The sequence below is a fragment of the Actinacidiphila bryophytorum genome (assembly GCF_016916835.1).
In the GTDB taxonomy this organism is placed as follows: domain Bacteria; phylum Actinomycetota; class Actinomycetes; order Streptomycetales; family Streptomycetaceae; genus Actinacidiphila; species Actinacidiphila bryophytorum.
In genome coordinates this window covers 65115-77586 of record NZ_JAFFIX010000021.1, presented here as the reverse complement: position 1 = coordinate 77586, position 12472 = coordinate 65115, and the positions used below count along the sequence as shown (strand labels likewise).

General features: G+C 75.0%; 14 protein-coding genes. 6 read left to right on the top strand and 8 right to left on the bottom strand.

What is annotated here, in order from left to right; all coding sequences use genetic code 11:
- Window positions 1–75: 75 nt before the first annotated feature.
- The 3 genes from JT723_RS26010 to JT723_RS26000 form a co-directional block, all read right to left on the bottom strand.
- A complete protein-coding gene (locus JT723_RS26010; RefSeq protein ID WP_205047219.1) occupies window positions 76–717 on the bottom strand; it encodes an Rv1733c family protein in 642 nt (213 codons plus the stop codon).
- A gap of 100 nt (window positions 718–817) precedes the next feature.
- Window positions 818–1645 (bottom strand): MOSC domain-containing protein, encoded by an 828-nt coding sequence (locus JT723_RS26005; RefSeq protein WP_205047218.1) that lies wholly within the window; start codon window positions 1643–1645, stop codon window positions 818–820.
- 30 nt (window positions 1646–1675) lie between these two features.
- Window positions 1676–2224, bottom strand: coding sequence for a DUF6643 family protein (locus tag JT723_RS26000; protein ID WP_205047217.1), 549 nt, complete (start codon window positions 2222–2224; stop codon window positions 1676–1678).
- A gap of 225 nt (window positions 2225–2449) precedes the next feature.
- Between JT723_RS26000 and JT723_RS25995 the strand changes: the two genes are divergently transcribed.
- On the top strand, window positions 2450–3472 hold the full coding sequence (locus JT723_RS25995) for a Tellurium resistance (protein WP_205047216.1): 1023 nt from the start codon (window positions 2450–2452) through the stop codon (window positions 3470–3472).
- A 309-nt stretch (window positions 3473–3781) separates the two neighbouring features.
- Here JT723_RS25995 and JT723_RS25990 read toward each other — a convergent pair whose 3' ends face one another.
- On the bottom strand, window positions 3782–4945 hold the full coding sequence (locus JT723_RS25990; RefSeq protein WP_205047284.1) for a glycosyltransferase: 1164 nt from the start codon (window positions 4943–4945) through the stop codon (window positions 3782–3784).
- A 77-nt stretch (window positions 4946–5022) separates the two neighbouring features.
- Here JT723_RS25990 and JT723_RS25985 point away from each other — a divergent pair, with 77 nt between their 5' ends.
- Entirely contained in the window at window positions 5023–5805 is a 783-nt protein-coding gene (locus tag JT723_RS25985; protein ID WP_205047215.1) for a glutamate racemase, read from the top strand.
- A 46-nt stretch (window positions 5806–5851) separates the two neighbouring features.
- Window positions 5852–6397, top strand: coding sequence for a hypothetical protein (locus tag JT723_RS25980; protein WP_205047214.1), 546 nt, complete (start codon window positions 5852–5854; stop codon window positions 6395–6397).
- 555 nt (window positions 6398–6952) lie between these two features.
- On the opposite strand, the gene JT723_RS25975 is transcribed toward JT723_RS25980, so the two are convergent.
- A complete protein-coding gene (locus JT723_RS25975) occupies window positions 6953–8026 on the bottom strand; it encodes an O-antigen ligase family protein (protein WP_205047213.1) in 1074 nt (357 codons plus the stop codon).
- 203 nt (window positions 8027–8229) lie between these two features.
- On the opposite strand from JT723_RS25975, the gene JT723_RS25970 reads away from it, so the two are divergent.
- Both JT723_RS25970 and JT723_RS25965 read left to right on the top strand, forming a co-directional pair.
- Window positions 8230–8739, top strand: a complete 510-nt coding sequence (locus JT723_RS25970; RefSeq protein ID WP_205047212.1) for an NUDIX hydrolase — start codon at window positions 8230–8232, stop codon at window positions 8737–8739.
- Window positions 8740–8894: 155 nt separating this feature from the next.
- Window positions 8895–9158, top strand: coding sequence for a hypothetical protein (locus JT723_RS25965; RefSeq protein ID WP_205047211.1), 264 nt, complete (start codon window positions 8895–8897; stop codon window positions 9156–9158).
- Between the two features lie 50 nt (window positions 9159–9208).
- Here JT723_RS25965 and JT723_RS25960 read toward each other — a convergent pair whose 3' ends face one another.
- The 3 genes from JT723_RS25960 to dhaK all read right to left on the bottom strand — a co-directional run bounded on the left by JT723_RS25960 (window position 9209) and on the right by dhaK (window position 11347).
- A complete protein-coding gene (locus JT723_RS25960) occupies window positions 9209–9613 on the bottom strand; it encodes a PTS-dependent dihydroxyacetone kinase phosphotransferase subunit DhaM (protein ID WP_205047210.1) in 405 nt (134 codons plus the stop codon).
- Complete coding sequence (gene dhaL / locus JT723_RS25955; protein WP_205047209.1) at window positions 9610–10272, bottom strand: dihydroxyacetone kinase subunit DhaL; 663 nt, start codon at window positions 10270–10272, stop codon at window positions 9610–9612. The genes JT723_RS25960 and dhaL overlap by 4 nt, the downstream gene beginning before the upstream one ends.
- A gap of 82 nt (window positions 10273–10354) precedes the next feature.
- Complete coding sequence (gene dhaK, locus JT723_RS25950) at window positions 10355–11347, bottom strand: dihydroxyacetone kinase subunit DhaK (protein WP_205047208.1); 993 nt, start codon at window positions 11345–11347, stop codon at window positions 10355–10357.
- A 173-nt stretch (window positions 11348–11520) separates the two neighbouring features.
- Between dhaK and JT723_RS25945 the strand changes: the two genes are divergently transcribed.
- Window positions 11521–12402 carry an oxygenase MpaB family protein gene (locus JT723_RS25945; protein ID WP_205047207.1) on the top strand — a complete coding sequence of 294 codons (882 nt, stop codon included), beginning with the start codon at window positions 11521–11523 and terminating at the stop codon, window positions 12400–12402.
- Window positions 12403–12472: the final 70 nt, after the last annotated feature.

Sequence of the window (12472 nt, the reverse complement as noted above, 5' to 3'; positions counted from 1 at the left end):
GCGAGCGGCGGCCCGTCGTTGACGACAACCCGTCAGGCGGACACCGCCGGCGGCCCCGCAGGGCCGTGCCGGGTCTCAGCCCCCCGCGCCGGCCCGCCCCCAGTCCTGCCCGACCCTGGCCCACTCGCGCTCCCAGGAGTCCATTCTGCGCCGCATCAGCCGCCACACCAGCAACTGCCGGGACATCAGCACCACTCCGGCCGCCGCGGAACCGGTGGCCACACCGGCCAGCACCGCATGAGTCGACGCCGTCGCCCGGTCCAGCGGCGGCGGTACGAGCACGCCGCTCTTGTCGGTCCACAGCAGCAACTGGTCGCCGTGCCAGACCTCAAGGCCCATCGGCACCTTCGCGGTGTGCGCCGAGCGGTCCGGTGCGATCCAGTGCAGCGTGTCGCTGCGCCGCGGGTCCGCGTCGGTGCCCGCAGCCGCCAGGGCCGCCGCCGCCTTCGACGCACCCGGCGCCTCGGCGGCGCCGGCGGACGCGGGGGACTCCACGACGGTCGCCGGCACCAGGGTCCGCTCGGTGCGCTGCGTACGCGCCACCCTCTGCAGGGCGCGGTCCACCGACTGGCCCGCCCACAAGCCGATCAGCGGGACGGTGCAGAGCACGAGCGCGGTCACCACGCCGAGCCACGCCTCGACGATGTCGGACCGGCGCCGCAGCGGATTGCGCCGCCACCGCCACCCGCGCTTGGTGAGCCTCTTGGGACGAGCCATGGCCGACCACCCCCTTCACCCGTTCAACTACCGCAAACGGCGCGACTCATGCGTGTGGTCTCGCATCCCGCTGGGGCCGCGGGCATGACGCATCGACGCGTTACTCCAGTGTGGTCAACGGATCGCCGACCCGCAGGGTTCCGGGATGCTCGGGTATCAGATTCTGGCCGAAGAGCAACCCGGAACCGACCCTGCGGTGCCGCCCCAGGGTGCGCAGCGGCTCCTTGCCGCGGGCGCCGGTGTCCTGGTCGGTGGTGGTGACCACGCACCGCGCGCAGGGCTTGGGCACCCGGAAGGCGACTTGGCCGATTCGCACCCGCCGCCAGCCGTCCTCCGCCCAGGGGGCGGTGCCGTCGATCACCGCGTTCGGCCGGAAGCGGTCCATCGGCAGCGGCCCCTCCCCGGCCCGGTCGCCCGCCGCGATCAGCTCGTTGAGCGCTTCGAGCGAGCCGGTCGTGGTGACCAGCAGCGGGAAGCCGTCGGCGAGGCTCACCGTCTCGCCCGGCAGCGCGTAGTCCGGGTCGATCGGCCGCCGTACCGCCGGGTCGTCCAGGTGCACCAGCCGCACCGGCACGCCCAGGAAGGCCGAGAACCAGGCGTCCGCCTCGGCCCCGGCCGGCAGCACGTCGAGGGTGCGGGAGAAGAGCCGCACCGTACGCAGCGGCCCCGCGGCGGGCGGCACGACGGTCAGCGGCGGCTGCCCGGGCGCGGTCAGCCGCAGGCCGCCACCCCCCACGGGCAGTGCGGCGAGCAGCGTCAGACGCGGGTGTTCCCGCTGTGTCAGCGCGGTGTCGGTGCCGGCCCCGACCAGCATCCAGCGGCGGTCCCCCGCGAGCCCCCACGGCTCCACGACCGCCTCCTGCATGCGGACAGCACGCAGCGACTTGACCGGGTAGATGTGCAGCGCGCTGAGGCGTGGTGTGGTCACCCCACCATCCTGCCAGCCCGCCGTGACGGATCAGCCCTGGTAGTAGCCCCCGCCGCCCTGGCCGAGGTTGCGCCTCGGGTACTGCTCCTCGGGGTGCCCGCCGGGCGCCTGGCGCGGCGGAACCGGCCGCGGCGGCACCGGCCGGGCGGCCTCGTAACCGCTCGGCGAGGGCTGCTGCGGCATCCCCTGGTAGCCGTTCATGCCGGGGTTCGGGTAGCCGTTGCCCGCATAGCCGCGCGGCGGCGCCTGCTGCGGGATGTACGGCGCGGGCGGCTGCTGGTAGCCGCCGCCCGGGTAGCCGCCGGGAGCAGCGGGCTGCGGCTGCTGGTACGACGGCGAGGACGGGCCGGACGGCAGCGCGGGAAGGGCCGGCAGCGCGGGCAGGTTGCTCCCGCCGCCGTAGCCGTTGGCCAGTCCCGTGTCATAGCCGGAGTACGGCGACGGTACGCGGATCGGGGCGATCTGCGGTGTGCCGCGCTCGGCCACGAGGCTGTCGTAGATCGGGGTGTCCGGGAAGGACGAGGACGTGGGGTGGTAGCTGCTGTAGCCGCCACCGTACGAACCGCGGGGGGTGGTCATGAGCCATAAGTTAAGCCCACGATGTGGTCGTTGGGGAGACCGATTAGAGGGTTGTTTGACGGGCGGGGAGTGGCGCCAAGTCCCCAATATGAGCGAATCCCCGGAAACCGGTCAGCACGTCATGGTGTGATCAGGTAAAAGGCGTGCGTCCTGGGGGTTACCGGGGATCAGGAACGCACCGGCGGAGGGGGTGTCATGCTGCTGCGCAGAGGGGAGAGTGTCCGGTTGCCGACCGCCGAAGTCCGGTTGGAGTTCGGGCGGGGCACCGGTCCCGGCATACCCAGGGCCGACATGTGCGCACTGCTGCTCGCAGGCGGTGCGCCCCGCGGCGCAGGCGACCTCGTCGACGCGGACGTGCCGGAACACGCGTCCGGCGCCGTCACCCACGCGCGCAGCACCGCGGAGGACGGCACGGTCGTCGACACCCTCGTCATCGGCCTCGCGTCACTCGAAAGAGCGATCACCACGGTGCTCGTGGTCATACGCGCCGAGGGCGGGCCGCTCGGCCGCATCCCCGGACTGCGGCTGCACGCGCTGCCCGCGGGGGCGCACCAGGAAGCCGTACGCCTGGACTGCGGCGGAGTCACCGGCGGGCGGATGCTCGTCGTCGGCGAGTGCTACCGCGACGCCGCGGGCGAGAGGTGGCGGCTGCGGGCCGTCGCCCTCGCCGCGCCCCTCCTGCCCGCCAAGCCGCGCCACGCGCCGCCGCCCCCGCGGGTGGTGCTGCCGGCCGCCGGCACCTGTGCCGGGCCCGGCCTGCTGCGGATCGCCTTCGAAGCCGCCGAGGACCACGGCGGCACCGGCGTCGACCTGTGCGCGCTCTTCGAACTCGCCGACGGCCGCACCGGGGTCGTGCAGCCGCTCGGCGGCGCCGCCGGTGCGCTGCGGCTGCCGCCGTACGTCCGGCTCGACGGCGACCGGCTCGCCGTCAACCTCGACCACGCCGAACGCTTCCGGCGCATCCTCGTCTTCCTCGCCCTGCGCGGCCCGGGCCGCACCTTCGCGGACGTCCGCGGCACCGTCACCGTGCGGCCCGAGCACGGGCACGCACAGGACTTCGGGCTCGAACCGCCCGACGGTTGCGACTCCACCGCCTGCGCCCTGCTTCTGCTCACCCGGGAAGGGGACGACGCACTGCGCGTGCGGCGCGAGGCCAGGTACCTCGCGGTGCGGGAGGGGGTCAGTCCGCAGCGCACCGTCGACTACGCGTACGGCTGGGGTCTGGCCTGGACCCCAGCCACGTCCTGACCCTCAGGGGTCCGCGCTCCTCCACCCCCGCGGGGCGGGGTGCCTGCCCCTTGCGGTGGTCGGTCGCCTTCCCCCGGGCGGGGGTGCGCAGGTGATTGCCCCTTGCGGTGCGTTGCTTCCTTCCGCCCGTTCGGGCTGGGCGCGCAGTTCCCCGCGCCCCTGGGTGGGTGCCACGTGCAGTGGGCTCGCAGCCTCCGGCGCGTCGTGGCTTGTCGCGCAGTTCCCCGCGCCCCTGAAAACGCTCACCCTGCGGGGAGAGGGCGCCCTCAGGGCGCGGGGGACTGCGCGACAAGCTCACCGCAAGGGGGGTTAGGGAGTTGGGTTGGGGCGGGAGTAGGTGCGGCCCTTCCAGGCGGCGCCGCGGCCGCGGTAGTGCTGGACGGCGGAGTCGAGGGTCATGAGGAGGTACAGCGCGGCGGTGTACGGGAGCGTGGGGGCGAGCCACCGCCGTTGGCCGTAGTAGCGCAGCATGGGGAGATACGTGGCGGTCATGACCGCCCACGCGGCCGCCCCCAGGGCGCACAGGGGCCACGCCCCGGCAATGGCGCCGCCGACCGCCGCGACCGGCGGGACGAGGTAGATCAGCGCGAGGCCGAGGACCGTGCCGGCCAGCAGGGCCGGGTTGTGCCGGAGCTGGGCGTAGGCGCTGCGGGAGACCATCCGCCAGAGCTCGCCGAGGTTCGGGTAGGGGCGGACGCTGTCGACCCGGTCGGCGAGGCCGAGCCAGATCCGGCCGCCGGAACGTCGTACCGCCCCCGCGAGGGCCACGTCGTCGATGACCGACTGCCTGATGCTGTCGGGAACCCCCGCCGCGTCCACGGCGCTCGCGCGGATCAGGACGCAGCCGCCGGCCGCCGCCGCGGTCCGCGGTCGCGGGCGGTTGATCCAGCGGAAGGGGTAGAGCTGCGCGAAGAAGTACACGAACGCCGGGACGATCAGCCGCTCCCAGCCGGTCTCGACCCGCAGCCTGGCCATCTGCGACACCATGTCGAGGTCCGCGCCCTCCGCCGCGGTGACCAGCGCGCGCAGGCTGTCCGGACGGTGCGCGATGTCCGCGTCGGTCAGCAGCAGGTACTGCGCCCCGGTGCGCTCGCGCGCCAGCGCGACCCCGTGGCGTACGGCCCACAGCTTGCCGGTCCACCCCGGCGGCGGCTCGCCGGGCGAGGAGACGGTCAGCGGCAGCCCGCCGTGCTCCGCGGCCAGGGCGCGGGCGGTGTCCCCGGTGCCGTCGGTGCTGCCGTCGTCGACCAGGAAGACCTCTGCCCGGCCGGGATAGTGCTGCGCCAGCAGCGAGGGCAGGCTCAGCCCGAGCACCTCGGCCTCGTCGCGCGCGGGCACCACGACGGCGACCGCGGGCCACACGGACGGCTCGGCGGTGTGCCGCGGCAGCCGTACGTCCGTGCGCCAGAAGAAGCCCTGCCCCAGCAGCAGCCACACCCACACCAGCAGGGACAGCCCTGCGATCACTGTCATCACCGTCACCCGCGGCAGTCTGCCGCACTCCGGGTGCCGCGCGGCGGCGCGGTCGCCGCGCCGCATAGGGTGAGGGCGTGAAGATCGCACTCGTGGACTCCGGTATCGGGCTGCTGGCCGCCGCCGCGGCCGTACGGCGGATGCGGCCGGACGCCGACCTCGTGCTCTCCTGCGACCCCGCGGGCATGCCCTGGGGTCCCAGAACCGCGCAGGACGTCAGCGACCGCGCCCTGCAGTGCGCACTGGCGGCGGCCGAACGCCGCCCCGACGCGCTGATCGTCGCCTGCAACACCGCATCCGTGCACGCCCTGGCGGCGGTACGCGCCACGCTCGAGCCAGCGCTGCCGGTCATCGGCACCGTCCCCGCCATCAAGCCCGCAGCGGCAGGCGGCGGCGCGGTCGCCATCTGGGCGACGCCCGCCACCACGGGCAGCGCCTACCAGCGCGGGCTGATCGCCGAGTTCGGCAACGGTGCGGAGGTCACCGAGGTGCCGTGCCCCGGGCTCGCCGACGCGGTCCAGGCGGGCGACGGCGCCGCGGTGGCCGCCGCGATCGCTGCCGCTGCGGCACTGACCCCGGCGGGGGTGCGCGCGGTCGTGCTCGGCTGCACGCACTACGAGCTGGTCACCGACCGCATCGCGGCGGCCGTGCCCGGAGCGCGCATGTACGGCTCCGCCGACGCCGTGGCCGTGCAGGCGCTGCGCAGGATCGGTCAGGTGGCCGAACCGGCCGCCGCGATCGGTGACGCCGCCGCCGGCGGTCTCGAAGTGCTGCTCAACGGCCGCAGCGCCGGGCTGCCGGCCGTCGCCACCGCCTACCCCGAGGGCGCGGCGCTCGCCGTGACACCCGCCACGGCCTGACGCCGCAGGGCTGCCCGATGCGCGGGGTGTGAGTACGCTTCGGAGCATGACGCACGCTCCCCGACCGGAGCCCGTCGCGCCCCAGGTGTGGACGGGCCGCGCCAGCAACCGCATGCAGTGGGTCCTCGCCTCTGCGGGTGCGGCCTGCCTCGCGCTGGGCATCGAGCTCGCCGTCGACCAGCCCGCCGCCGCCGACATCGCACCGTTGGTGATGTCGGTCGTCGGGTGCCTCGCGGTCGGGCTGCTGATCATCTTCGGCACGCTCGCCTTCACGCACGTCAAGGTCCAGGTCGACCGGGAGTGCGTCGAGGTGCGCTGCGGGCACATCGGGCTTCCGCGGCGGCGCATTCCGCTCGCCGACGTCAGCGGTGCCAGGCTGGCGCCGCTCATCAGCCCGCGCAGCTGGGGCGGCTGGGGGTACCGCTGGCGGCCCGAGAAGGGCACGGGGGTCATCGTGCGGCGCGGGCCAGGCATCGTCATCGACCTCGGGGCCGGGCATCGGTTCACAGTGACGGTGGATGATCCCGAGGGGGCGGTCGTCGCCATTCGGGAATGGCTCCGTCTCCGAGCCCGCACCCTGGCCGGCTCCTAGCCACCCCCTCCCGGGGGTGCGCGCCGAGGCCCTGCCCCTTGCGGCGGGCGGTCGCCTTTCCCTGGGCGGTGGGTTGCGTGCGCAGTTCCCCGCGCCCCTGGGTGATTGCCACTTGCTGTGGCGTTGCCTTCTTTCGGCCCGTGGGTGGGTGGGGGCGCTCCGTTCTCCCCCAGAGGGGGTACCCCCACGCGCCCCTGAACAACTGCCCCTTGCGGTGCGTTGCTTGCCTGCGGCTGCGTCGTGGCTAGTCGCGCAGTTCCCCGCGCCCCTGGTTGTTGCCCTCTGTGCGCAGGGCTGGCGCCGGCAGGCGGCGCCTCTGCCTGCGAGGGGGAGCGTTTTTAGGGGCGCGGGGAACTGCGCGCCCAATCACCCACGCACCGGAAGGTGCGGGCTCACCGCAGGTGGCAATCACCTGGGGGCGCGGGGAACTGCGCGCGCAACCACATGGCACCGAATGGTGCGAGCCCGCCGCATGGGGCGAGCAGCGGGCGCACGCCGGGTGCGGGGGGGTGAGAAGGCGCTACCCCGGAGGGGGTGGGCCGCTCGGGGGGCGGGTCACGGCAGCGGGCGGGACGTGGAGCTGCCCGCCAGAAAACCGGCACCGGCGGTCACGACGGCATAGCTCAGGACGTGGTCGACGGTGGCGAGCATGGCCAGGCCCGTGAGCGTGGCGGCGGCGGTGAGGACGACGGGGGTGGGGCGGGGGGAGCGCCACAGGGCGGTGAGGAGCCAGGCGAAGGCGGCGGCCAGCAGGGCGACCCCGGGGATGCCCTGCTCGGCGGCGAGCTGGAGCGGCGCGGACTGCGGGGACGACGCGCTGGGCGCGAGGTCGGGGCCGCCGCCGCCCGGCGCGGCCTCGTCGGCGAAGCGCTCGGGGCCGACGCCCCGCAGCGGGTGCTGCTCGGCGAGGTCGACCGCCTGGTGCCACAGCTCGACCCTGGGCTGGGTGAGCTGGCCGGTGAGGGATTCGGACAGGCCGGACGGCAGTGCGTCCACGGCGACGGCGCAGCTTCCGCCGACGGCGAGCGCTGCGGCCAGCGCGAAGGCGCTGAGGCCCAGGAGGCGCCGCCGCACGCGTGCGGCGGTCAGTGAGCACAGGACGATCGCGACGCCCGCGGCGAATCCGGCGGCGGAGCCGAGGGCGAGCGCGGCCACGGCGGCGCCCGCGCCGACGCAGCGCAGTGCGGCCCGTCTGGCTCTGCCCTTGGCGGACCAGGCGGCGCAGCAGGCGGCGCCGACGGCGAGGACGAGCAGGGCGGCGTCGGCGTTGGGGTAGCCGAGCGGTGGGGCGTCGGGGTGGGCGGACAGCCGGGTGGGCGGGATGAGGACGAGGGCCAGGACGGCGGCTGCGGCTGCTGCCGGTGCGAGCACCGGCAGGAGGGCGCCGAGGATGCGGCCGAGCGCGTATCCGGCGGTGACGGCGAGCAGGGCGAGCAGTGTGCCCTCGGGACGGGCGGGGCGCCCGGCGGCGGCGACCAGTGCCCAGACGGCGCAGCAGACCAGCACCACGACGCCGACCGCGTCGACGGTGCCGCCGCTGTCCCGCCGTGCGGCGGGAGGGTCGTGCGGCGGGCCGTCGCTGCGGCCCGCCTGTGTGGCGCCCGGCGTGCCGCCGGCCGTCGTGTCCATGCCCCCGTTACCCCCTGACGCCACCCGGCAGCGGCGGGGTTCCGCCGCACCCGCGTTCCCCGCGTGGGCGCTGTCTGTCGGGCCACCGTAACCGCTGATCGGGCCGCTGTGGACACTTGTGCGGCACTTGTGCGGCAACGATGTCGCCCTTGGGAAACCTGGTGCAGATGTGGCGTTCACCCGGCATCTCGTAGGCTCTGGGCATGGCGACTCCGCAATTCATCCTGGACATCCGCGCCAAGGCGGGCGACACGCTGCTGTTCATGCCGGGCGTGGTGATGGTGGTGTTCGACGACCGCGGCCGGGTGCTGCTCAACCGCCGGGCGGACACCGGCAGGTGGGCGCTGATCGCCGGCATCCCCGACCCCGGGGAGCAGCCCGCGGAGGCGGCGGTGCGGGAGATCGAGGAGGAGACCGGCGTCGCGGCGGTCGTGGAACGGGTGCTGAGCGTCTTCACCAACGAGCCCGTGGTCTACGGCAACGGCGACAAGGCGCAGTACATCGACATCGTGCTGCGCTGCCGCGCGGTCGGCGGCCACGCGCGGGTCAACGACGACGAGTCGCTTGAGGTCGGCTGGTTCGCACTCGACGAACTGCCGCCGCTCGGCCCGATCGCGCGCGGCCGTATCGAGCTGGCGCTGCGCGACGACCCGACCTGGTTCGCCCCCGCCCCGGCCCCCGGACTCACCGACCGCGGCTACCGGGCGCCCTGACCGCGCGCGAGGCCCCGGGAAGGGACCGGGAAAGACCCAGGGAAGTACTCGTACACGTATTCGGCAAGTGCCGTCTGGCCAGCGGACTTTGTCAGTGCCCGGCGGTAAAATGGACAGTGTTCGTCAGGGTCGGACGACGCCTCAGGAGGATGCCGATGGCCGTTGCCGTACTGTCCGCGCCGAAGTCCCCACTCCCCAGGAAGCCACTGCCCGCCGGCCGTCCGCGCGCCTGGTATGTCGCGCACAACCGGCGGCTGAAGACCATGCGCCTGGTCATAGCCCTGCTCGACGCCGGCGTGTACGAGCCGGCGCAGGCCGGCAACCGGCGGATCCGCGACACGGCGGAGCGGATCGGCGTCCACGAGCCGTCCGACACCACCTGCCGCATGGTGCGCACCCTGCTGGTCTACGGGCGCTGAGCGGCCGTGCCCGCAGGTCCCCTCCCCGGCGAGGGGAGGGGACCTGCGGGTCAGGCCTTGCGGTAGGTGTACGCGTCCGCCGCCGCGGCGGCCACCGCGTCCAGGTCCGCGCCGGTCGAGGCGGTGACCACCGCGGCGACGGCACCCTCCAGGAAGGGCGCGTCCACCAGCTTCGCCCCTGAGGGCAGTTCGTCGTCGGCGAGCAGCGCCTTGACGGTGAGCACCGCGCTGCCCAGGTCCGCCAGCACCGCCACCCCCGCTCCGCGGTCCACCGACCGGGCCGCCGCCGCGATCAGGTCGGAGCTGGTGCCGAGTCCGCCGTCCGGGCCGCCGCCCGCCGGGGCGACCGGCACGTCCCCGCCGCCCCCGGTCAGCCCGGCCGCGAGGTCGGCGACCGCGCGGGCCACCTCGGCGCTGTGCGAGACCAGCACCACACCGACCAGCGGGGCGCTCATCCGTCCCCCCTGGCGGTGTCGGCCAGTGCGGTGACCAGCAGCGCGGACGAGGTCGCTCCGGGGTCCTGGTGGCCGATGCTGCGCTCACCCAGATAGCTCGCGCGGCCCTTGCGCGCCCGCATCGGGACGGTCGCCGCCGCACCCTCGTCGGCCGCCGCGGCCGCCGCGGCAAGGGCGTCCGCCGCCCCGCCTCCCGCGTCCAGCGCGCCGGTCAGCGCGTCCACGGCGGGCAGCAGCGCGTCCAGCATGGTCTTGTCGCCGGGCACGGCGCCGCCCAGCGTGGCCACGCCGTCGACCCCGGCGCGCAGCGCGTCGCGCAGCCGGGCCGCGGACACCGCCTGCTCCTCGCCGAGTTCCTTGCCCGCGCGCCGCAGCAGCGTGCCGTACAGCGGCCCCGAGGCGCCGCCCACCGTGCTGATCAGGGTGCGGCCGATGAGCACCAGCACACCGCCGGGGGTCGGCGGCGGCTCCTGCTCGACGGCGGTGCGCGCGGCGAGGAAGCCGCGCCGCATGTTCGTACCGTGGTCGGCGTCGCCGATGGGGGAGTCCAGCTCGGTGAGCCGGGGCGCCTCGCGCTCCACCGCGGCGGTGGCGCTCTCCAGCCAGCGGCGCAGGAAGGCCGCGTCGACCGGCGCCTCGGGGTCGGGGGTTGCGTTCATCGCGGTTCGTGTGGTCCTTTCGCCGGTGGTACGCATAGGGTTCCGGTGCGCCGCAGGCCCGCTGGGCGGCCGGCGGCGGATTTCAGCAGCCCCAGCGCAGGCCGGGGGTCGAGACCGGTGCGTCGTACAGCCGCAGCAGCTCCTCGTCGGCCTGGCAGATCGTCACCGAGGCGCCCGCCATGTCCAGCGACGTCACGTAGTTGCCGACCAGGGTGCGGGCGACCGGGATGCGCCGCTCGGCGAGCGCCCGCTGCACCTCGGCGTTGAATCCGTACAGTTCGAGCAGCGGGGTCGCGCCCATGCCGTTGACCAGGACCAGCACCGGGCCGTCCGGGTTGAGGTCGGAGACCACCGCCTCGACGGTGACGTCGGCGATCTCGCCCGAGGTCATCATGGCCCGCCGCTCCCTGCCGGGCTCGCCGTGGATGCCGACGCCCAGCTCCAGTTCGCCGTCGGGCAGGTCGAAGGTGGGGCCGCCCTTGGCGGGGGTGCTGCACGCGCTGAGCGCCACCCCGAAGGTGCGGGAGGCGGAGTTGACCTGCCGGGCCAGCGCCGCGACCTTGTCCAGCGGCGCGCCCTCCTCCGCGGCGGCGCCGGCGATCTTCTCCACGAAGAGCGTCGCGCCGGTGCCGCGCCGTCCCGCGGTGTAGAGGCTGTCGGTCACGGCGACGTCGTCGTCCACCAGGACGCTGACGACCTGCACGCCCTCGTCCTCGGCCAGTTCCGCGGCCATCTGGAAGTTCAGCACGTCACCGGTGTAGTTCTTCACGATGAAGAGCACCCCGGCGCCGCTGTCGACCGCGGCGGCGGCCCGTACCATCTGGTCGGGCACCGGCGAGGTGAAGACCTCGCCGGGGCAGGCCGCGTCGAGCATGCCCTTGCCGACGAATCCGCCGTGCAGCGGCTCGTGCCCCGAGCCGCCGCCGGAGACGAGTCCGACCTTGCCCTCGTAGGGGGCGCCGCGGCGCACGATCACCCGGCGCTCGACATCGACGGTCAGCTCGGGATGGGCGGCGGCGAATCCGCGCAGCGCATCGGCGACCACGTTCTCGGCGACGTTGATCAGCATCTTCATCAGCTACTCCGTCCGCACGACCCTTGGAGATCTCCAGCCTACGTTTCCGGCGCCCGGCGGGCACCACGTGGCGCCGGAAACGCCCGGTCCCGAGCGCCGCCCCGCGCACTGTTCCGCTCGCCGTACCGCGGCCGCTCCCGCGCCGTTACCGTGGGCCGACGAAGGAGGCCGCGATGGGCGACGCCGACCCCGGACTGTTCGGACCCGACTCGGTGACCTGGCAGCTGCACGCCGACCCGGTGATGTGGGTGGCCGGCATCAGGGCGCTGTACCTGCAGGCCCTGCACCCGCGGGCGGTGCGCGGCGTCGTGCAGAACTCCGACTTCCGGCGGGACGCCTGGGGGCGGCTGCTGCGGACCGCGTCCTTCGTCGGCGCGACCACCTACGGCACCACGGCGGCGGCCGAGAAGGCCGGCGCCAGGATCCGCGGCATCCACCGCAGGCTCGGCGCGACCGACCCCGGCACCGGGCGGCGCTACGGCGTCGACGACCCCGACCTGCTGCTGTGGGTGCACTGCGCGGAGATCGACTCGTACCTGCAGGTCGCCCGCAGGTCCGGCTACCCGCTGACCGACGCGCAGGCCGACGCCTACGTGGACGAACAGCGGCGGGCGGCCCGGCTGGTCGGGCTCGACCCGGCGGACGTCCCCGCCGGCAGGGAGCAGCTGGTCCGCTACTTCGAGGCCGTACGGCCCGAGCTGGCGGCGACCCCCGAGTCCGCCGAGGTCACCGACTTCCTGAAGGCGCCGCCGGTGCCCTGGCCGCTGCTGCCGGTCCGCCTCGCGGTGTGGTCCGCGGTCGCGGGCACCGCCAGGGCCGCGCTGCCGACGTGGGCGCACGAGCTGTACGGATGGCCCGCGCCCGCACGGTCCCGCGCCGACCGGCGGCTGCTGGCGGCGGGCCGGCTGCTGCGCGCCGTACCCGACCGGCTGCGCTGGCAGCTGCCGCCCGGGCACATCCTGGGCGCCGTCGCCCGGCTCGGCCCGGAGAGCCGCCCTTCCGTACGCCGGCTGCCGCATCCGCAGGCGCACAGCAGCGGAGGCGTTATGCCCTGATGCGAGGTGCCGTGCGCCGCCCGGCGCGGCCATACTGGGGGCGGGGAAGCACCGATGACCACGGGGGCGG